This is a genomic window from Ekhidna algicida, assembly GCF_051379705.1.
Classification (GTDB): Bacteria; Bacteroidota; Bacteroidia; order Cytophagales; family Cyclobacteriaceae; genus Ekhidna.
The window spans coordinates 1489900-1511561 of sequence record NZ_CP179868.1 but is presented as its reverse complement, the minus strand read 5'-3'; the positions used below and the strand labels follow the sequence as shown (position 1 = coordinate 1511561).

Sequence of the window (21662 nt, the reverse complement as noted above, 5' to 3'; positions counted from 1 at the left end):
CTCTCATTTCGGGTCAAACTTTTCATTAAGCATGGATAGGTTTCGGTGCTATATACGTAAAGGTACTTGGCATGGCCAAGTACTTTAGGAAAAAATATACTATACGTTAAATATTCTTCTGATAATTATATTTTATCTTTAATAAGTTATGAAAATGGCAACTTTATACACTTTGTCGTGAATAAGGCATTATTCAACGATGTTCGTTATTTCAATCCCGTGGCTATCGCTAAATTGCTTTCGATTAATCTTTATGAAGTATTTAGTAGTTGGGGTTTTAATATTTGGTGCGAGTATTGGATTGTTGGCTCAGGACGAATCTAGTTCAAGAGATAACACTCCGAAGTACAGCAACGAGTTTATGAATATTGGGGTAAGTGCTCGATCTTTTGGGATGGGGTTTACGGCTGTATCATTCATCGATGACGTTACGGCAGGATATTGGAATCCGGCAGGTTTGAACAGCCTTGGATCAGACCACCAGCTTGCGTTAATGCACTCATCTTACTTTGGCGGACTAGCCAATTATGATTACGCAGCTTTTGCCACATCAGTAGATGAGGAAAGCAAAATTGCGATCTCCGTAATTCGATTTGCTGTAGACGACATTCCTGATACGCGATTTCTGGTAGATGTGAATGGTTCGATCAATTATGACAACATTCAGTTCTTTTCATCTGCAGACTATGGATTTTTAGTTTCTTATGCACGTAAGCTTCCTTTTCTTGGTGGAGTTGATGCTGGAGGTAATTTGAAGATAATTCATCGAACAGTGGGTAGCTTTTCTAAGGCATGGGGATTTGGATTTGATTTTGGAGCTCAGAAAGAAATCAATGATTGGAAACTTGGTCTTGTAGCGCGTGATATGCTTGGTACATTCAATGCATGGTCGCACAATACTGATGAAGTTGAAGAAGTCTACGCACTTACCGGCAACGACGTGCCCGTAAATTCTGTGGAGGTTACACTGCCAAGGTTGATCCTTGGAGGCTCAAGAGAATTTACAATAACCGAAAAGTTTGGAGTACTCACATCTGTCGATCTTGATATGACATTCGATGGAAAGCGGAATACACTGATAAAATCTAGTTTGATTTCAATCGATCCAAAAGCCGGAGTAGAGTTTGATTACAAAAAGCTGGCTTTTCTTAGATTAGGAATAAATCAGATTCAACAAATCAAGGATTTTGATGGAAGTAAGTCCTGGACCTTTCAGCCTAATTTCGGAGTAGGTGTAAATATTAAAGAACTTACCGTTGACTATGCCTTGACCGATATTGGTGATCTGGCACCTGGACTATTTTCTCATGTTTTTTCAATAAAAGTTGATTTCAATGTGGAGGAATAAGATCATAGGACTCTTGATGGTCATTGCAACTTCTACATTTGGTCAAGTTGGAAATGAGTGGATTGATTTTACGCAAACCTATTATAAGATTAAGATAGCGGAAGATGGCTTTTACCGAGTTACCCAAGATGAACTTTCAGCTATAGGTTTCCCAATAGGAAGTGTGCCCGCCACTAGAGTTCAGCTTTTCAGAAGAGGACAGGAGGTGGCTATCAATGTAAATGCTAACGGAGATGGAACCCTCAACTATTTTGAGTTTTATGGAATCAGAAATGATGGCGAGAGTGATGCGGCTTTATATGATGATGGAGATCAACCACATACTTTTTATAACCTGTTTTCGGATACAGCCACTTATTTCTTGACGTATAAGTTGGGAAGTGAAAACGGAAAGCGCATGGCATTTTCTTCAGACAGAAACGCCAGCGGACTTACACCTGAAGCCTATCACCTGAAAGATACTATCCAGCTTTTTACTTCAGACTATTCACCGGGGCGGAGATTTGGAACCCAATCGGCTTTTAGCCTTAGTAAGTATGATGAAGGTGAGGGATGGACCGGGAGTTTTCAAGGGAAAAATGCTTTTAGAGACTTTGACTTTACACTCGAAGGCTTTGAAACTTCGGCAGCAAACCCGGTTTTGGAAACCGTAATTATTGGAGGAAATAGTCTGAGTCATAATGCTGCCATAGAGATAGGTCAAAATACAAGCTCTCTTGGTTTGTTGGGGAATGTTGAGTTTGGAGGTTGGGGATATGAGTCATTCTCCGGTACGTTTAATGATACCCAGGTAGGTGCAGCAGGCGAATTTGTCGTGAGAATAACCGCCGAAGGTTTTTCAGAAACCTCTGAAAGAATTTCAGTAGCCTATGTGAGAATTCAATATCCACAAACCATTCAACTGGGTGTGAGTGAAAACAAGATTTTCACTGTTGACAATCCAAGCGATGCTAAAGCTTGGTTGCAAATTCCTACTACCAATGCTTCAGGGACTCGGATTTTTGATATCACCGACCCATTTAATGCCATCAGAATCTCCACGACAAATTTTAGCAGCAGGGTAGAAGCGGTGATCCCTGATGTATCAGATGGACACAAAATTTTAGCAGTGACCAACCCATTAACTGCTGGGTCAATTGAAGCAGTTGACCTGCCAAATTATAACCTAAGTAATAAAGATTACCTTATTGTATCGCATGCTGATTTAAGAAGTTCTGGTGATCCTGTGAGAGATTATAAGAACCATAGAGAGTCAGTTTCTGGCGGTGGTTATGCGGTTCAAATTGCGAATATTGACGACCTCTATAATCTGTATAATTATGGAGACCCCTCCCCGATGGCAATTAGGAATTTTATCATTGATGCCAACAATCAAAATCCCGTTGAGAATGTCTTCATTATTGGAAAGGGATTTACAACTAATTTCAACTATTACAGAGGAGCACAGTCTGATGTTAATGTCCCTACATATGGTGTGCCCGGAAGCGATTTACCTTACACATTAGGCATTGATTCAGACTCGGAGGTACCTGGGATTGCTATCGGAAGACTCAACGCATTTGATACTGATGACGTAACTGCCTATCTCAATAAAGTCATCGAAATGGAAGCATTGCCCTATGATGATCTATTTCGAAAAGATTTTTTGCAATTGAGTGGTGGTATTAATCAAAGTGAGATTTCAAATTTTATCCAGATTGTTCAAGATTTTACTGAAGTCTTAGAAACCGATTTTATCGGAGGCCGTGCATTCAACACGGGAAAAGAAACAGGTGAAGCGGTGGAGTTTGTGGATGTTACCGATCGGGTCAATCAAGGAGTTGGATACATCACCTTTTTTGGACATTCAAGCGGAACGGTCACTGATATTGAAATAGGCAGAGTGAGTGATCCATCATTCGGGTTTGCTAACAAAGGAAAATATCCGGTATTTCTGGTGAATGGATGCAAGGCAGGAGAAATTTTTGGGACCAACTTCACCTTTGGTGAAGATTGGTTATCCACGCCCGATTTAGGCGCAGTGGGCTTTATTGCTCACTCGGACGTGGCAATTTCCACTACGCTCAGACGATGGAGCGATCTGTTTTATGAATTAGGTTTTGGTGACGATGTTTTCATTGGCGAGACCATTGGAAATGTCATGCTTGAGGTATCCGAAAGATATATTGATTCGTATGGAACAAGTGATTTGAATCTCACTCAAGTACAGCAAATGACTTTGCAGGGAGATCCGGCATATCGGGTTTTTGGAGCGGATAGTCCGGACTATCAGATCGATAACAATTCACTAAGTGCTTCGGCTATCAATGCTCAGGAAATTTTGGCAAGCCAGGATTCATTTAGGATAGACGTAATCGTCAAGAATTTTGGAAGAACAATACAAGATTCATTAATTGTTCAAATCAATCGAACGTATCCTGATGGCGCACAGCAGACCTATACAAAAGAATTTAGTAGACCTTTAAGACAGGACACATTGGCGTTTTATATTCCAAACGATCCTGTTCAAAACAACGATGGATTAAACCTTTTCAATGTTATTCTTGATCCGACTAATACGGTGGATGAGTTGGACAAAACCAATAATTCAGGAATATTAGAAGTATCGATTTTTAGCGGAAATACGATAAACCTGTACCCTTTGGACAATGCAACGCTTGCCAATGATCAGGTGGAATTTGTGTGGCAGTCAAGCAACCTGTTGGAAGATGAGCGGAGTTATCAGCTGGAGCTCGATACTCAGCCTGATTTTGCTGGACCAAACAATAGGCAATTTACCGTTCCGGCAGAAGTAGTCGGAAATCAATCGTTTGATTTTGCGGCTTTTTCCCTACCAGATTCTTCAACCATATATTGGCGTACACGGTATGCGAATGCTGAGCCGGACGAGACCAATGAATGGGTTCAAAGTACATTCACTTTAATAAATAATGTTGAAGATGGATGGGGTCAATACGATCCCGAACAGGTAGAAAATGAAGTTGTCTCCGGCGTGCAATACAATCAGCTAACCAATGAATGGGAATTCATTGAAAACTCCACACCCATTGATATTTTCACTTTCGGAATAGATAATCCAACATTTAGCTATGAAGATATGGAAGCCATTATTGGAGGGCTAGACTTCTTTGTAACATCTAATACCATTGATCCGAATTGTGAGACAAACACATTTAATGCGATCGCATTTGATAAAGAAAGTGGAGATCCATACAGGCCTATTGTAACTACTGAAATTGATGTTTTCAATCGGGAAGTTTGCGGGAGATTGCCACAGCGGATCTATCAATTTAGGGAAGAAGATATGATTGGCGTAGAGCGTAGATTTCAGGTATTGGTGGACAATATGAGAGATGGTGACATGATTGTCATGTTCAATATTGGTAATGTTGATTACTCCAACTGGGATGCTGGCGTAGAATCAACCTTAAATTCGTTGGGTGTAAGCACAGGTACCATTAATTCATTAACTGGCGGCCAGCCGGTAATTTTCTTTGGCAGAAAAGGAGACACTCCGGGAGCTGCTACAACCATCATAAATAATGGATCAGCTACCCCGGTGACAGAGCAAAGTATCGATTTTCAGGATGATGTAGTTGGGAAGTTTGTCAGCGGTGAGCTTAGAAGCAGACGGATAGGCCCTGCGAAAAGCTGGGAAGCATTCTCCTATAATATCACCGAAGAGATCAATGATAACATTGGAATAGAGGTGCTCGGAGTTGACAAGGACGGCAATCTGTCCACACTTGAATCCAGAGGCCGAGCAGAAACAATTGACATTGCATCTGTTGACCCGGTTTTATATCCGCAAATCGAACTATCATTTTCCTTTGATGATGAAACAGATCAGACGCCAGCACAATTAAATTTCTGGCAACTCAATTATGAATATCCAGCAGAAGGCATAGTCCTGCCGGAAAGCAAGTCGGTTGCTACTTTCCTGGAGGGGGAAGAGATTGTAAAAAGCTTCTACTTCTACAATATTTCCGAAGTTGATTTTACTGATTCCCTGAGTGTAATGACGACTTTGATTAATCACAATTCAGGAACTGTATCCGAATCAAGTTTCAAAATTGCTCCGCCGCTTGCGGGTGACACCACTGTTTTTGAAACGGCATTTTCATCATTCAATATGGGCGGATCAAACAGTTTGGTTGTCGAGGTTTTGGCAAACGAGAATGAAGTTTACCAATTAAATAATCGAATTACCCAGACAGATATTATAAATGTTCAAGCTGATGAAACTAACCCAGTTTTGGATGTAACCTTCGATGGTTATCATATTCTCGATGGTGATATTGTATCTCCCAACCCAAATATCATTGTGAAGATGCGAGACGATAATCCATTTGCTTCTAAAACTGATACAACTGGGATAAACCTTTCGCTGAAATTGCCTGGTGAGGAAAGCCAATTTCAGCGGATTAGTTTCTCAGATCCACGGCTGACCTATACCCCAGCATCCACAAGCGAGGATTTTCAAATTGAGTATCAGCCGGGCCCATTGGATGATGGAGTACATGCGATTCGTATCCAAGCCGAAGATGAATCTGGTAATGAGGCAGGAACGGAACCGTACGAAATCAATTTTGAAGTAATCAACGAATCGACGATTACTCATTTCTATCCATACCCTAATCCATTCTCTACCAGATGTCGATTCGTTTTCACTCTGACAGGGACAGAAATCCCCGATCAGATAAAAATTCAGATATTGACGGTATCGGGTAGGGTTGTGCGTGAAATCACACAAGATGAAATCGGGCCAATTCGAATCGGGAACAACATCACAAGTTTTGCTTGGGATGGAAGAGATGAGTTTGGTGATCAGCTGGCCAATGGAGTCTACTTTTACAAGGTATTCATCAATTCCAATGGGAATGCGATGCAACAAAGGTCTACCAGTGCTGACCGGGCATTTAAAAATGGATTCGGGAAACTATATATCTTGCGTTAAGCCAGCATGATTGATAGATTACGCAATACACGTCTTTTTTTTATTCCTTACTTAAGCCTGTTCACATTGGCAGTAGTGTATTTTTTGTACAAAAGTCACGGTGAATTTGTGTTATGGCTAAACGGCCTTCATAATCCGGTTTGGAATTTCTTTTTCAAATATTGGACACATACCGGAGATGCAATCTTTTTTACAATTATTACGGTTGTACTGATCTTTTTTAAAAGAAGGTTCGGTCTAATACTTGGCTTATCAGGAATCAGCGTAGCACTTGTCTCACTGTTTTTCAAACATATTTTATTTCCTGAAGCTCAGCGACCGATTATTTATTTTCGGGGATACGAAGTGCTGGATTTTGTTGATGGAGTGACTATTCTGAGTCAGTATTCCTTTCCATCGGGTCATGCAATGGCCGTATTTGCGATGGCATCATTTGTAGCCTTGATGCTTCAAAATAATAACTACTCTTCCATACTATTCATAGGAGCAACTCTAACCGCTATATCCAGAATTTATCTGGTTCAGCACTTTTTGATCGACATCTTGGCTGGCTCTCTCATCGGTATTACAATTGGCACTATGTATTACATGGCTTTTGAAAAGTATCTCAACCATGAATTAATTGGTGAGGTTAATACACCAGATGAAGATCTGGAGAAGATGGATTTGGACGAGGATATTGAATAAAAAAACCTCTCCACAAAAAAGAGGCTTTGATGTTGTGTCATTATATATTAAAACAGAGCAGTTAATTTCATCGCCGCGCCCTTGTCTCCTTCAATCTTCAGCTTTCCGGACATAAATGCCATCATGACATTTAAATCTCCAGTGAGAATTTTATTGAAATCATCGGCAGACATTTTGATCGAGAATGGAGCATCTCTTTCCTCGTTCACCACCACAGTTGGTGATACAGTGTCATCAAGGTGTACCACACCTTCATCAAATTTGAAATTTGCTTTTCCGGCAAATTGCCCGGCATGCTTATCTGCGAGTTTCTGAATCTTACCAGTTATTTCTTCTAACGTCATTGTTATATAGTTTTTGGTTGAAATGTAACTTCAAATAGTTTTGGCCACCATTTGCCAGTGATGTATATGCGACCATTAGAGGCATCATACGCAATGCCATTCAATACATCTGCAGCGTCGCTTTCCGCTTCTGAAAGCAAGCCTGAGCAATCAATCTTTTGTAGCACTTCACCTGTATTTGGATCTACCACTACGATGTAGTCTTCCTGGTATACGTTGGCATAGATTAGGCCATCAATAACTTCTAGCTCATTTAGGGAATCGATCTTCCCCTGATTATCATAGACCTGAATTTCCCTTTTTACCGTAAAACTTTCCGGTTCAATAAAATAAAGTTTTTCAGTTTCGTCAGTTAAAATCAGCTCGTCATTAAGTGTAGTCAGGCCCCAGCCCTGTACTTGATAGTTGAACGTTCGCACCTGTTCCATTTGATCATTGTAGACAAAACCAACTCCTGATTCCCAGGTGAGTTGATAAAATTCATCCTTATACAAAGTCAGACCTTCACCAAAAAGATCTGATGCCAGGTTTACTATTTTTTCTGTTTCTCCAGTGGTAATATTCTTTTTCTTGAACGAAGAAGCTCCTCGTCGGCCGGTACTTTCATACAAACTGCCATCTTTAATAAGCAAACCCTGTGTATAGTCGTCTGTATCATGCGGGTAGGTATTTTTAACATCCAGTGAATAAGCTTCTGGTTCGCTTTCAGGCAACACAATGACCGTTCTGTAATGTGTTTCAGAGCTTTCTCCATCATACACCTTGGTCAATAGCCTCCAGGACCCAACGCGCTGAGATGGTATCGTCACATCGAAGGATGAATTAAAGTAAGTAGTTGTTTGATCATCGATACTTACTTGTACCGAATCTATGCTGAAATCATCAGACGCTTCTATAGTTACCTGAATGGTATTTCCCCGAACAAAATTTTGATTTTGAGTTGGACTTGCAATACTGGTTTTCTTTCGAATACGAGGTGAAACCGGTTTCTCAGTTTCTTCCTTATTGGAGCCGCAAGATGCCAATATCAGCAAAGCAAGAATCACATAGCTTAGTCTTATCATGCCATAAATTTAGCAAGATAGCCTTAATAATAAACTGAATTTATTCCTTCGAATCAGTCGTGCTTGACCGCATTAAGGTAGGTACTGTTAATCCCTGATAAAGCACTGAACATACCACCACTATGTAAGTCATAGTCACAATCACGTCCTTACCATTAAAGTCTGTAAGCGAAAGTGAAAGTGCAATGGGCAGTCCGCCCCTCAGTGCGCCCCAGGTCAACACCGAAATTGTATTTGGTGCAAAATGATTTTTTACGGACATCATTTTTATAGGTAAGAAAACGCTCATCCAGCGTCCGAAAAGTACAATACATACTGCAAAGAATCCCGCTGCTATAAAATCCATTCTTAAATCGAGCACCAGCATTTCAAGTCCAATCAGTACAAATAGCATCGCACTAAAAGTCTCTTCTAAGAGTTTCCAAAATTTAAAAACATAATCTCCGGCTGCACCGGCAACATGTGTGCTTTTTCCTTCATTGCCTACGACGAGACCCATGACTACAGCTGCCTGCTTTGCAGATACGTGAATGAAATCAGCAAGCTGAGAGCCCACCAAAACAAGGGCTAGTGTTATCAATACCTCTACTTCAACAGCATCATTGTCAACATATTTTAGTAATCGATAACCAACATACCCAAGCAATAGACCGATAAAAATACCACCTCCAATATCCGCTACAACAATGTAAATAGTCTCAAAAAATGTAAGCGTATGGTCTTCTCCTGCATGTGCGATATCTAAGAGTGTAAGCGCCAAAACCACAGCAATTCCATCATTGAAAAGCGACTCACCAGCGATTTTTATTTCGAGCTCTTTAGAAAGCTTAAATCGCTCTATAGTGCGTGTCACAGCTATGGGATCCGTTGGTGAAATCAACGCCCCAAATACCAGACAATACAGATAATTTAAATGAATGCCCATCGCATCCAACATGAAATAAACACCTGATCCTATCACGAAAGTAGAGATGAGAACGCCTACAATGGCAAGGACCAGCACAGAACCACGCTGGCTGCTTAATTTCCTAAAATCGATATTCAGTGCCCCGGAGAAGAGCATAAAACTCAATACAATCTGGTAGAGGACTTCTTCAAATTCGTATTCCTTGACATGTTCGGCAAGATGTAATTCAGGAAAAAACGTACCCACACAGTAAACAATTACTGAAAGCACCAGTGCCATGATCATCAATCCAATTGATGATGGCAATTTCAGGTAGAATGTGTTTATAAAAATAAACGCTCCTGAGAGGAAGATAAACAAGGCGATTATGTCAAGAATACTCACTTCCGTGTAATTTAAAGGGTGATCTTACGCAATATTAATTTTAAAAACTAACAGTACGAATAATAATACGAGCGTATGAGAGTACATTTTGAGTATTCGATTCAGTGCATGAATTCATCAGGCGGTTGTTCAAATACTTTATAATTTGGTACATCTTTTTGTACCTAACCCGTTTTAGCGGGTCTGAGTGGTGGATTATACCTTTTTAAAAGGCTGATTTACAGGAACGAAGATAACTTTTTTTATATTTTTTAGCAAAAAATTGATACCCGTGAAAAATGCGATAAAAGAAAAGCTGAAAAGGCTCAATACCGACACAGAGAAAATATATGCGTCATTAGACGAAATTCCAGCTGAGAAGCTGAGTGATACAAGTTATGGCTGGAGCCTCATTCAAGTGATTTCTCATCTAAATTCCGCAGAATCAGGTTCATTAAAATACATGCAGAAGAAAATACAGGCGGGTGATAAAATGGAAAACTCCGGGCCATCAAATACATTTAGAATGTGGTTGTGTAATAGCGCACTAAGAAGCTCACTTAAATGGAAGGCGCCTTCATATATTTCCAATCCACCAGCTTACGAATACCATGAGATGAAGTCAAAATGGGCAGAGACAAGAGAAGCCATACGACAATTCGTAGATGAGTATCCGGACCAATGGCTCAATAAATTGGTTTATAAACATCCACTGGGTGGAAGGCAAAATCTGGATCGAGCTGTTGATTCATTTATCTATCATCAGATTCACCATATGCATCAAATCAACAGAATCAGAAAACAAATAGGAGTTTAATGTTACACATTAAAGCACTTAAGCATTCTTATGACGGACAATCGCACATTAGCTATCCGGATTGGAATGTAGAAGCAGGTAATCACGGAATCATTTTGGGAAATTCTGGGTGCGGAAAGACGACACTTCTCCATTTGATTGGAGGATTGATGCCACCAAAAGAGGGCACACTGGAAGTGGCAGGACAAGACCTAAGTCAGAAAAGCGGCTCCAAGCTGGATCAGTTTCGCGGTGAGAATATCGGGATTGTTTTTCAAAAACCTCATTTGGTTCGTTCACTCAGTGTGAAAGAAAACCTCACTTTATCTCAATACCTGGGCCGAAAGAAAATTGACAACAAGCGTGTGAGTGAAGTACTTTCAACGCTTGGAATACAGGATTTGGCCAATCGAAAGGTACACCAAATCAGTCAGGGGCAAGCACAACGGGTTTCGATTGCACGCGCAGTTATCAATTCGCCCAAGCTTTTGCTGGCTGATGAGCCTACCGCAAGCCTGGATGATGAAAACTGCAAGAGAGTCATTGATTTGCTTAAAACTCAAGCTGAGGAAACAGGCGCAACACTCATTGTAGCCACTCATGACCATCGAGTAAAGAACGAATTTAAAAATCAGCTGGCCCTATGAATTTATTCTCATTAAGCATCAAAAATGTGTTTGCTAAGCCGCTGAGCTCACTCCTCAGCGTTTTACTATTTGGATTCGGCGTAGCGATTATTGTTTCTATTTTGCTTACAAGTACCTTTTTGAAGAAGGAGATCAGCAAGAATGCTCAAGGCATCGATTTGGTGGTAGGCGCTAAAGGAAGTCCACTGCAAATCATCCTTGCCAGCATTTTTCATATTGATTTTCCGACGGGAAACATATCTCTGGAAGATGCTGATAAGTTGACTAAAAATCGTCTGGTAAAATCAGCTATTCCACTTTCCCTTGGTGATAGCTATCAAGGCTATCGTATTGTAGGTACATCAGGAGCTTATGCCGAATTATATGGAGCTGAGTTGATAGAAGGTGATTGGTTTGGAGGAAAGATGACAGCAACGTTTGGTGCGACGGTCGCTAAGAATCTCAATATCGCTGTTGGAGACGAACTTGAAAGTGCACATGGATTAGCTGAAGGAGGCGGCGGTCATGAAGAGCATCCTTTTGAGGTTGTTGGAATCATGAAACAGACCGGGAACGTGATTGATCAATTGATTTTGGTATCCATTCAAAGTGTGTGGGAAGTACATGCAGCGCATGAGGAGCATGATCACGATGGAGAAAGTGACATGCATGACATTGTTTCTCTAGATCGATTAGGCATAGAAGTGACCAAAGAGCAACTAGCCAATGAAGACATTACTTCTCTGCTAGTTAAATATCGTTCACCGATGGCAGCCGTTCAGCTTCCCAGAATTGTCAATGGCACGAGCAATCTTCAAGCAGCATCTCCTCCCTATGAGACGGCCCGCTTATTTAATATCATCGGCGTAGGAGTTGATGTGGTAAATGTATTAGGTCTCGTGATCATAATTCTGAGTGCAACCAGTGTATTCATTGCATTGATTAACTCTTTGAAAGATCGTAAATATGAGTTGGCGATCATGCGTTCCATGGGTGCAAGTCAGGTGAAGATATTTTTACTAATTCTGACAGAAGGAATCGTACTTACGATAATCGGAAGCCTTTGTGGCTTTGGGCTGGCGCATCTGGGTTTTGGTATTTTGGTCAATTCCATGGAACAAATTCAGACAAGCGGAATGTTTTTTGTGAGTGATGAATATTATGTGATGCTTGGAAGCCTGGCAGTAGGTATTTTTGCCTCGATCATTCCGGCATTTCTTGCGTATAAGTCAGATATATCGGAAACGCTCTCAAAAGCATAAGATCGTAAATGGTCAATTAATTATTGAGACAAACTGTATTCTAATGATATTTTGTACCAAATGGCTCATTTCTAAAGCATTGAAAATGAAGAAGATATTATCTCTATTTATCCTTACACTTTCACTAGGTGCGTCTGCACAGTTCACTGATTCCGGCAAAAACTGGGATACCATGGCGGACGTGAAGTATGAAAAATCTCAAGATGAATATGGGGAAATCTATGTGCCAAAATTTGGTGACGATGTAAAAAAGATGAACGGAAAAATGGTTTCGCTAAAAGGGTTTATCATTCCATTTGAAGGAATGTTTGAGCCTAAGCACATCATCATTTCATCCTTACCAATTGCAGCCTGCTTTTTCTGCGGTGGAAGTGGACCAGAGACAGTGGCCGAGGCGTATCTCAAAGAAGAAGTGAAATATACAGCTAAGCCCGTGACAGTAATCGGACGACTGGAACTCAACGACACAGATTATGATCAGCTAATGTATATCTTGAAAGACGCTGAAGTAAAAATCGACTAATCCCTGCCAAAGGGTTGTGATTGACAACTATAACTATACCTATGAAGAACTTTATACTATTAACTGGTCTCATTGCTACGCTTATGGCTTGTGGCCCTTCGAAAAAAGAAGAGTTGCAAACCTTAAAAGACGAGGTATTAGCCATTCATGACGAAGTAATGCCTAAGATGGGCGAACTGCGTAAAACCAGAAAAGGATTGGAAGCTCTCGCAGATTCTTTGATGGCTACCGATAGCACCCAAGCTATTAAAATCAGCTCTTTAGCTGCAGATATTTCTGCTGCCAATGAAGGCATGATGCAATGGATGCGAGCGTTTGAGCCTGAATTCGAAGGTACGGATGAGGAGATTCAAAAATATTTGGAAGAACAGAAGGTGGCTGTTCAGAAAGTCAAAGACGATATGAACGAGTCGCTTGAGAGTGGGAAAAAGGCGTTGAAGGAATAATACTCTATTCACACGCTTCAATCCACTGATCCACGTCTTTTACGCCGATAAGTCCGGCTTCATTGCCCCAGGCATTGCCAATGAATGTGAGCACTTCCGCAATTTCCAGGTTGGAGATAGGATTGCCAGGCATCATCTGATTATAGGTTACTCCATTTACTACGATCTCTTTACTCTGTCCATTTTTCACTATACAAGCTGCACGCGCCATATCCTCAAGCAAGTAATCTGAGCCTGCAAGTGGCGGATATAGCGATGCAAGGCCTTTTCCATCTTGCTGGTGGCAGTTTGCACAGTAGGTAGCGTAAACTTTGGCTCCTTGCACCTGATATTGTTTCAACCGGATTTCATCTCGGGAGGTCATTGATGAAGATTTCTCAGATTTTTCCTCGCTGCTACCACAAGCAAAAAGTACTGCAGAGATGATGAATAGGTAGGTTAGTTTTTTCATGTTATTATCAGTTTTTAGGCTGGTATTCTTTCAATAGTCTTTCAATGTCATACATTAATACATCGACCTGTTCAGGCACGGTTCCATCATAAAAACCTCTGATTCTGCGGTCTTTGTCTACAAGCAAAAATGCGCCGGAATGCACAAATCCTCCTGGTGCGCCTTCATCTTGATCGGCAACCGACATATAGCTGTTTTCAGCCAAATCATAAATGTAATCCTGATCACCGGTGAGAAATTTCCACTTGTCAGCACGGACACCTAGTCTATCGGCATAGTCTTTCAACAGCGCAACTGTGTCATAAGTTGGGTCGATGGTATGAGATATAATTGCAACTTGATCATTATTTTCAAATTTCTCATACACACGAAGCATCTGTGCCTTCATCATTGGACAAATGGTAGGACAAGATGTAAAGAAGAAATCAGCTACATAAACTTTATCTGAAATGGCTTCATTCGTAACGAAGCTGCTGTCCTGATCGACCAGTCGAAAGTCTTGAATGGTATGATAGATCGTATCATTATCTTCATATATGGTATTGCCAAGGATAGGAAGTCTTTCTGAGGAAGCCTGCTGATCACAAGCAATAAGGATTATGAAAGAAAGGAGTAAGATGAGGTTTTTCATATGCTGAATTTTGATAATAACACACCCTTCGATACGGGCGTTCGGCTGAGGTGTAATTATCAATTTTTTCTAAATTTTTTATAAAGTTTTATGACGATCATCAAGATCACTGCAAAGCTAATAAGTCCGATTGTCCCCCATATCCAACTTAGCTCATTCTTTAGTACAATGAGAAAAACTATAGCAAAAAGGATAATCGTTGCAACTTCATTAAAGACGCGAAGTTGAATGGAAGAATAGCGAGCCTCTCCTTTCTGAAGTTGAATAAAGATCTTGTGACAGCCCAAATGATACAAAAGAAGTAAAACCACAAAACTCAGCTTAATATGCATGAAAGGCATTTTTAGCCATTCAAGTTGGCTTATAAGTAGAGAAGTTCCCATCACGATTGTTATCACAGCAGAAGGCCAGGTGATGATGTACCAAAGCTTTTTACTCATCAAAGCCAGTTGATTGGAAAGGATGGTTTTATCAGGTTCTGGCTTTTGCAATGCCTCAGTGTGATAAATGAAAAGTCTAACGATATAGAACAATCCCGCAAACCAGGTAATTACGAATATGATGTGGAGAGCTTTAAGATATAAATAGTCCATCAAGGAGCTTTTTAATTATAATTGTTGTTAACCGTGGTTGTTTGCAAATTTGCATTAAATCCACACATCCTAAGATCATGAGCGACGAAAGAAATTTATGGTACTTTGAAGACACCGATCTCTTTGAAGTATTATGCCCAAAAAAGACACCTTACTTAGAGGATAAGCACTTGCCGGGTGTATACAAGAAAGATGATTTTGTCTATTTCAAAGATCAGTCATCGGAGAACATCTATATGGTTTCCAGTGGCCGTGTGAAAATAGGTACCTATGGACCAGATGGTAAGGAAATCGTGAAAGCGATACTGACACGAGGGGAAATCTTTGGTGAACTGGCACTTGCCGGAGAAGAAAAACGCCAGGATTTTGCTCAAGCAATGGACAATGATACGCATGTGTGTTCCATGACCATTGAAGATCTTCAAAATCTGATGAAGGATAACAAAGAGCTCAATCTGAAGATATTGAAGATCGTTGGGTTCCGACTTAGAAAGACAGAGCGAAAAATTGAATCACTGGTTTTTAAAGACGCGCGCACGCGAATTGTAGATTTTCTGAGAGAAATGGCAGAAGAAAAAGGCCAGAAAGTTGGATTTGAGACAATGATAAAGAATCACCTGACGCATAAAGATATTGCCTCACTTACCGGAACTTCACGTCAAACAGTGACTACAGTGATGAATGAACTTCGTGAAAAGAATCTGATCAACTTCGACAGAAGAAGGATTTTAATCAGGGATTTAGAAAAATTGGCCTGATTTATCACAAGGAGTTCAACAATTCATCACAATACCTTATTTGTCTGTTGGTTGACCGTCATTTGAGGATTGTTCTGCGTTCTTTGATGAAAATTAAATATATGCGGATCATACTATTCTTTTTTCTAGCGTCAGCCTTCTATTTCGGCTCTGCGCAAAACAACCTTCAGAACTACACACCTTCAATACTCTTTGGAAAAGGAGATTGGGAGTTCAAGAGCTTTCAGAACTTATACACTCAAACCAAGTCCTTTGACTCGAGCGGAGGAAAAATGGATAATGGAAGAAGAGAAAACTACTTCACCTCCATTAATCAATTCCTATTTGGGCTAAATGACAAAATCAATATCGGTGCGGATGTATGGATCAAAAACGTAAATACCAGCGATGATCAAGGCTCTAGAACTGCCATTGTAGGCTTTGGACCAAAGATCAAGATCGCTCCCTTCAATGGCCTGAAAAGACTATCCATTCAATCAACATTTCTGTTTCCATTGGCTGATGATCTGGAGAATCAGCTGTCAACAGATGCCTTCCTTCATCCTGACGGGAGTCTTTGGTTGAATCAAGTTTTTTATGATCTCCCGCTATCAGATAAAACTCAATTATTCTTCCAACAGGCATTTTGGTATAATCTAACTCGAGATTCATTTCGGGAAAACAATTACCTGCAAACACAAACAAGTGTCTTTTTTAGCTACTTCCCCAATACTCGCTGGACGGTTTATGCCATGTCTGAATATTTCCCAACCCACTACAATGACCAAAACCAATCCGGAGAGGCATTCTTTTCCTATTTTGTTCAATCGGGTCTTGGTACCAAGTATCAATTGATTCCTAATTTCATAGAGCTGGAATTCCTTTACACCAACTTCTGGCTGGGTAGTGAAGGTGCAGGAGCTGGAGAAACAATAAATTTGGGTATCCGAGTGATACGCCAAAAGTGAGAAGAACCTTAGTAATCATATTTTTCATTGGTTTTGTAAACCAGATTTCCTCACAAGAGATTGTGGCCATTCAATATGAGGGTTTAAAAAAGACCAAAAAAGCGTATGTTGATCAGTTTTTAACATTCTCCTTCGGAGATCGCCTGGATTCGACACAGCTGCAGATCACCCGGCAAAGATTGGTCAATTTGGAAATGTTTTCCGATGTTCAGTTTCAAACCAAAACAATAGATGGAAGAGTAGAGGTCACCTACATCTTTCAAGAGCTGTTTACACTTTTGCCGATCTTTAGTTTTGGCGGAATCGAAGAAAATTTCTGGATTCAGGTAGGTGCATCAGAGGCAAATCTCGGAGGTAGAGGAAACAAGTTAACCACGTACTATCAATACTATGATCGAAGTTCATTTGCAGCGCACTTGACCTTCGATAGGATCAAACAATCCGACTGGGGTGTAAATGTGAACCTGATCAAATGGTCTACGCTTGAGCCACTTTTTTTTGATAATCAGACAGTAGAATATGAATATGATAATTACACCATAGGAGCGGATTTAATCCGCCATTTCAACTTTACAGATCGGGTAGAGATTGGTGGCGCTTTTTTCACTGAAGATTATAGCAAATTTACCGATGGAAACTTCGAAGGAGCTCCGGAAAAGGTTAATAAAAAGAAAGTTCTGGCAAAGGCAACTTTCATCTGGAATCGAGTCAATTATTTCTATTTCTATCTAGATGGGTTGCATAATCAGCTGAACATTCAATCCGTTCAGTCGCTTGATGGTGACCCTGAATTTTACATTGTTTTTAATGACTTAAAAAGATTTTGGAGAATTGGAAAAAAGGGAAATTTAGCAACACGCTTGCGGCTTGGAGTGAGTACCAATCAGCTTAGCCCTTTCGCTCCATTTGTGTTGGACAGTTACCTCAATATTCGCGGTGTTGGAAACCGTGTAGACCGTGGCACAGGCGCAATTATCTTAAATGCCGAATACCGCCATTCATTCATTGATCGTGAGAAAATTGCTGTGCAAGGCGTATTATTCTCAGATTCAGGATCATGGAGAAATCCGGGAGGAGATTTTTCAGACTTTGGTCAATCAGAAAATGTAGTACTATTTGCTGGAGGAGGATTCAGGCTTATTCATAAGAAGATCTACAATGCTATTTTAAGGGTCGATTATGGCGTCAACCTGCAAGAGCCGACCATCAATGGATTTGTGCTTGGCATAGGTCAATATTTTTAGATTTTGTAACCAAAATTATTTTTTTCGGTATAATACTTACATTTACGAAATTAATATTTCAAAAAATGAAGGGAACCAATCTTGGAGAGTTTGAGGAACTCGTATTGCTAACTGTCGGCATTTTATATGATAACGCCTACAGTGTGGCCATTCAGCGTGAATTGAATAAGCAGACTGATAGGAAGGTGAGTATTAGTTCGGTGCATGCTGCGGTGTATCGTTTGGAAGAAAAAGGACTATTGAATTCCAGAATGGGTGAGATGTCAAGCGAACGTGGTGGTAAACGCAAGCGTCTGTTCACTATATCACAAGCTGGAAAAGTGTCATTGGAAACGGCGAATGAGCTCCGAAATAGAATGAGAAATCAAATACCAAACATCGCATTTGAAAACTTGAGATGAGCTCAAACCAACCACCGAAACTGCCATTAAAAATCTTTCGCCTCTATTGCTCGGACGAGCGGAGCGAGGAATTGGAAGGAGACCTCTATGAAGTCTACGCTGAGTTTGTTGAAGATCGAGGAGGAAAATTTGCCGGAATTTTCTATTGGTGGCTGGTCATCAGAAGCTTTCGATCATATGCACTAAAAAGGACTAAAATGAAAAATAACAGAGTAAATACATCACTCACTTTTTTAAGACACAACCTGGTCATCGCTTGGCGAAACCTGCTTAAAAACAAAACTACAGCTACCATTAACGTGCTGGGTCTGGCTATAGGAGTAGGAGCTTTCCTTGCTATTCTTAGCATCGTCCGGTTCGAATTGAGCTTCAATACTCAAATTCCTGACAAAGAAGATATTCACAGAATTTACACCTCGTTTACCGGATCATTTACGCAAACGAACAAAGGAGTGGCAACTCCAGTTGGTCCGCATGTTGAGGAAAATTTCTCTGGAATTGAAGCTGTCGCATACTTTCATACCTATTCCGCAGGTGTCGAGGTAGTAGATGGTGAAGAAAGAAAGGACTTTGAACGACAGAGCAATCTTTTGTTGGCGGGTGATTCGTACTTTGAAGTGATTGACCAATATGAATGGCTGGCTGGAAAAGCTGAAAATGCCTTATCCGAACCTTTTAAGGTCGTGCTCACCAGCGAGCAGGCCCGTAAATATTTTGGAAATGAAGATTGGCTGGACATGATCGATCGTACGGTTATTTATCGTGACTCACTAAAAGTTTCGGTTTCTGGAATCGTTCGACAGCCTGACTACAATACAGATTTTGACTTTACCGATTTCATTTCCTACGCTAGTATTGAAAGTTCTTGGGTAAAAGATCAATTTAGTGGTGACTGGGGAAGTACGAACAGTTCTTCACAAGTCTGGATTAAAACTTCCGACAATGTGAACAAATCTGATATTCTACTACAACTGGAAGATTTAGATAAGCACGTGGTGGAGCAGACAGATGATGGCGATTGGGTTCAGAGCTATAAACTACAACATTTGTCAGAGGTTCATTTCAGCCCGGATATAGGAATATTTGACAATGGCAGAAGTCCTGCTCATGCTCCTACACTTACTATTTTGGGTATTGTTGCGCTTGCGATTTTGCTCATTGCCATATTCAATTTTGTGAACCTCGAAACAGCTCAATCGACAACCAAGTCCAAAGAAGTGGGTGTTCGTAAAGTATTGGGTAGCCCTAAAAGTCAGTTGGTTGGAAGGTTTTTGACAGAAAGTATTCTTATCTCGTTTTTCGCTGTGATGCTGGCAATTCCAATAGCCCATTACTCATTTGTTTTCTTTGAAGAATTTATTCCTGATGGCGTAGCGCTTGATTATGATAGCCTGGTATTTTGGATGGTAATTGTTGGACTCACACTTATGGTTGGAATAATTGCCGGAATCTATCCTTCGTGGGTAATTTCATCCTTCAGGCCAGTGAGAGCATTAAGTTCGGGGGCAAGTTCCAATAATCCCGGAGGGTCTTTTATCCGCAAAGTCCTGATACTTTTCCAATTTCTCTTTTCTCAGCTACTCATTGTAGGCACTTTGGCTATTGCCTGGCAGATATCATTTATGCTGGATAAGGACTTGGGATTCAAGGAAGATGGAGTGGTGTATTTCTATACACCTTACTATGAAGAATACAGCAAGTCTGAACTCATAAAGAATTATCTGGATGAGATGCCAGAAGTAAGAGAATATGCACTTCAAAATACACCTCCAGCTCAACGAGGCTATTCAACTTCGACGGTTAAGTATAAAACGGATAGTGCAGAGGTTGTAACCAGCGCGCATCAAAAGTCGGGAGACACGACTTATTTAAGGTTCTATGATATTGAATTGCTGGCCGGAAGAAATCTCCTTCCCAATGATACACTTCCCGAATTACTAATTAACGAGACATTTATGCGTGATATGGGGTTTGATGATCCGAGAGAAGCTGTCGGGGCAACCTTCGATTTTAATTCGAAAGATCATACAGTGGTAGGCATTGTGGAGGATTTTCACTTCAGATCTTTGCATCATCCGATCGAACCCTTGCTTTATCGCTATCAGGAAAAGTCCAGGTGTTTTGCGCTAAAGGTGAAAAGTGAACAAATCGAACAAACAATCGATAAGCTGACAGATAAATGGACAGAAATTTATCCGGATTATCCACTGACTGTTTACTTCATGGATGAGACCATTGAGCAGTTTTATAAAGCAGAGCGACAAGCCTCCAAGCTTGCTTCTACCGCAACTGGTATAGCAATTCTCATTTCATGCCTTGGCTTATTTGGACTGATATCATTCACCATCGTACAAAAGTCAAAAGAGTTGGGCATTCGGAAAGTATTAGGAGCATCTATCCTGCAAATAGGAACAATTCTGAGCAAAGAGTTTATATTATTGATCGTGGTGGCATTCCTGGTATCTACTCCAATCTCCTATTACATCATTGATCAGTGGATGGAAGATTTTGCGTATCAAACTTCGATATCCTGGTGGATATATGCATTGGGAGGATTGGTTTCGGTAGCAATAGCGCTTGCTTCTATTGGAGCTAAGGTTTGGAAAGCCTCTGGTGCTAATCCGATTGATTCACTGAGATACGAATAACACTTTGAGGGAGGAGTTTAATAAACTTCTCCCTCATCTTCTACGTCCGCATCTTCTCCGATATTCTCCCAATCCATATCTGTTTCTTTCAGATCATCCAGGGTATCTATATCGTTCAATGTCGGCAATTGATGGGTGGAAAGCTGGAGTTCTTCTGCTTCCGCTAGTAGTTCTTTTAACACAGAGTCTGTGCTATATTCTTTGTCTTGGAAAAGCTGAGGTAAAAACTCTTTCATGCCAAGAAGGTAGTAGCCACCGTCTTTTGCCGGGCCTACAACCAGGTCATTTTCTTCAAGCATTTCATATGCCAGCTTGATGGTTTTTGAATTGAGATCGTAGCAATCACTGCCGATGATCACCACTTTATTGTAAGAGTCAAATGCCTCATCAAATGCATTAGACATTTTCTCACCTAGTGTGAATCCTTTTTGAGAAGTGAGCTTGTAATCTCCATTGTCCCAGATGTCTTCTATTTCGACATACTCCGAGTAGTATACTGCTTTGTCCACCTCTAGTTTCTTGGTGATTTTGTGGGTGTGATGAACCAACTCTTTATATACATCTAAGGCTTTATCAATTCCAATATCCTCGGCTAAACGTGTCTTCACCATCCCGGGAATTAGGTTCTTCACGAAAATCATTAATAAGCTGTCACTCATTTCTATT

Annotated in this window: 20 protein-coding genes; 13 read left to right on the top strand and 7 right to left on the bottom strand. The window is 40.5% G+C overall.

All coding sequences use genetic code 11. The features are described from left to right. Positions 1-253: 253 nt before the first annotated feature. Genes ACL8WY_RS06495 through ACL8WY_RS06485 form a run of 3 tightly spaced genes read left to right on the top strand, consistent with a single transcriptional unit; the run spans position 254 to position 6992 of the window. Complete coding sequence (locus ACL8WY_RS06495; RefSeq protein ID WP_436517616.1) at positions 254-1348, top strand: PorV/PorQ family protein; 1095 nt, start codon at positions 254-256, stop codon at positions 1346-1348. Beyond that, the gene (locus tag ACL8WY_RS06490) at positions 1335-6305 is read left to right on the top strand and encodes a C25 family cysteine peptidase (protein WP_436517615.1); all 4971 of its coding nucleotides are present in this window, start codon (positions 1335-1337) and stop codon (positions 6303-6305) included. Before ACL8WY_RS06495 ends, ACL8WY_RS06490 begins: the two co-directional genes overlap by 14 nt. A gap of 6 nt (positions 6306-6311) precedes the next feature. After that, positions 6312-6992, top strand: a complete 681-nt coding sequence (locus tag ACL8WY_RS06485) for a phosphatase PAP2 family protein (protein WP_436517614.1) — start codon at positions 6312-6314, stop codon at positions 6990-6992. 47 nt (positions 6993-7039) lie between these two features. On the opposite strand, the gene ACL8WY_RS06480 is transcribed toward ACL8WY_RS06485, so the two are convergent. From ACL8WY_RS06480 to ACL8WY_RS06470, 3 genes are read right to left on the bottom strand one after another with little or no spacing between them, the layout of a single operon-like run. Further along, the gene (locus ACL8WY_RS06480) at positions 7040-7336 is read right to left on the bottom strand and encodes an SCP2 sterol-binding domain-containing protein (protein WP_436517613.1); all 297 of its coding nucleotides are present in this window, start codon (positions 7334-7336) and stop codon (positions 7040-7042) included. Positions 7337-7338: 2 nt separating this feature from the next. Continuing rightward, positions 7339-8400, bottom strand: coding sequence for a glutaminyl-peptide cyclotransferase (locus ACL8WY_RS06475; protein ID WP_436517612.1), 1062 nt, complete (start codon positions 8398-8400; stop codon positions 7339-7341). 40 nt (positions 8401-8440) lie between these two features. Continuing rightward, on the bottom strand, positions 8441-9691 hold the full coding sequence (locus tag ACL8WY_RS06470; protein ID WP_436517611.1) for a cation:proton antiporter: 1251 nt from the start codon (positions 9689-9691) through the stop codon (positions 8441-8443). A 271-nt stretch (positions 9692-9962) separates the two neighbouring features. Here ACL8WY_RS06470 and ACL8WY_RS06465 point away from each other — a divergent pair, with 271 nt between their 5' ends. The 5 genes from ACL8WY_RS06465 to ACL8WY_RS06445 all read left to right on the top strand — a co-directional run bounded on the left by ACL8WY_RS06465 (position 9963) and on the right by ACL8WY_RS06445 (position 13323). After that, the gene (locus ACL8WY_RS06465; RefSeq protein WP_436517610.1) at positions 9963-10487 is read left to right on the top strand and encodes a DinB family protein; all 525 of its coding nucleotides are present in this window, start codon (positions 9963-9965) and stop codon (positions 10485-10487) included. Further along, a complete protein-coding gene (locus ACL8WY_RS06460; protein WP_436517609.1) occupies positions 10487-11113 on the top strand; it encodes an ABC transporter ATP-binding protein in 627 nt (208 codons plus the stop codon). Before ACL8WY_RS06465 ends, ACL8WY_RS06460 begins: the two co-directional genes overlap by 1 nt. After that, positions 11110-12354 (top strand): ABC transporter permease, encoded by a 1245-nt coding sequence (locus ACL8WY_RS06455; protein ID WP_436517608.1) that lies wholly within the window; start codon positions 11110-11112, stop codon positions 12352-12354. Before ACL8WY_RS06460 ends, ACL8WY_RS06455 begins: the two co-directional genes overlap by 4 nt. 85 nt (positions 12355-12439) lie before the next feature. Continuing rightward, positions 12440-12877: a hypothetical protein gene (locus tag ACL8WY_RS06450; protein ID WP_436517607.1), complete on the top strand. Its 438-nt coding sequence runs from the start codon at positions 12440-12442 to the stop codon at positions 12875-12877. A gap of 41 nt (positions 12878-12918) precedes the next feature. After that, positions 12919-13323 carry a hypothetical protein gene (locus ACL8WY_RS06445; protein ID WP_436517606.1) on the top strand — a complete coding sequence of 135 codons (405 nt, stop codon included), beginning with the start codon at positions 12919-12921 and terminating at the stop codon, positions 13321-13323. A gap of 4 nt (positions 13324-13327) precedes the next feature. On the opposite strand, the gene ACL8WY_RS06440 is transcribed toward ACL8WY_RS06445, so the two are convergent. Genes ACL8WY_RS06440 through ACL8WY_RS06430 form a run of 3 tightly spaced genes read right to left on the bottom strand, consistent with a single transcriptional unit; the run spans position 13328 to position 14998 of the window. Further along, on the bottom strand, positions 13328-13774 hold the full coding sequence (locus ACL8WY_RS06440; RefSeq protein WP_436517605.1) for a c-type cytochrome: 447 nt from the start codon (positions 13772-13774) through the stop codon (positions 13328-13330). Between the two features lie 7 nt (positions 13775-13781). Beyond that, positions 13782-14405, bottom strand: a complete 624-nt coding sequence (locus ACL8WY_RS06435) for an SCO family protein (protein ID WP_436517604.1) — start codon at positions 14403-14405, stop codon at positions 13782-13784. Between the two features lie 59 nt (positions 14406-14464). Next, positions 14465-14998: a CopD family protein gene (locus ACL8WY_RS06430; protein ID WP_436517603.1), complete on the bottom strand. Its 534-nt coding sequence runs from the start codon at positions 14996-14998 to the stop codon at positions 14465-14467. A gap of 77 nt (positions 14999-15075) precedes the next feature. On the opposite strand from ACL8WY_RS06430, the gene ACL8WY_RS06425 reads away from it, so the two are divergent. The 5 genes from ACL8WY_RS06425 (at position 15076) to ACL8WY_RS06405 (ending at position 20996) form a co-directional block, all read left to right on the top strand. Beyond that, entirely contained in the window at positions 15076-15756 is a 681-nt protein-coding gene (locus ACL8WY_RS06425; protein WP_436517602.1) for a Crp/Fnr family transcriptional regulator, read from the top strand. Positions 15757-15857: 101 nt separating this feature from the next. Next, positions 15858-16703 (top strand): hypothetical protein, encoded by an 846-nt coding sequence (locus tag ACL8WY_RS06420; RefSeq protein WP_436517601.1) that lies wholly within the window; start codon positions 15858-15860, stop codon positions 16701-16703. Next, on the top strand, positions 16700-17947 hold the full coding sequence (locus ACL8WY_RS06415) for a hypothetical protein (RefSeq protein ID WP_436517600.1): 1248 nt from the start codon (positions 16700-16702) through the stop codon (positions 17945-17947). Before ACL8WY_RS06420 ends, ACL8WY_RS06415 begins: the two co-directional genes overlap by 4 nt. Positions 17948-18012: 65 nt before the next feature. After that, positions 18013-18348 carry a PadR family transcriptional regulator gene (locus tag ACL8WY_RS06410; RefSeq protein WP_436517599.1) on the top strand — a complete coding sequence of 112 codons (336 nt, stop codon included), beginning with the start codon at positions 18013-18015 and terminating at the stop codon, positions 18346-18348. Continuing rightward, positions 18345-20996: an ABC transporter permease gene (locus ACL8WY_RS06405; RefSeq protein ID WP_436517598.1), complete on the top strand. Its 2652-nt coding sequence runs from the start codon at positions 18345-18347 to the stop codon at positions 20994-20996. The genes ACL8WY_RS06410 and ACL8WY_RS06405 overlap by 4 nt, the downstream gene beginning before the upstream one ends. A 17-nt stretch (positions 20997-21013) precedes the next feature. On the opposite strand, the gene ACL8WY_RS06400 is transcribed toward ACL8WY_RS06405, so the two are convergent. Further along, on the bottom strand, positions 21014-21655 hold the full coding sequence (locus ACL8WY_RS06400) for a TIGR04282 family arsenosugar biosynthesis glycosyltransferase (protein ID WP_436517597.1): 642 nt from the start codon (positions 21653-21655) through the stop codon (positions 21014-21016). Positions 21656-21662: the final 7 nt, after the last annotated feature.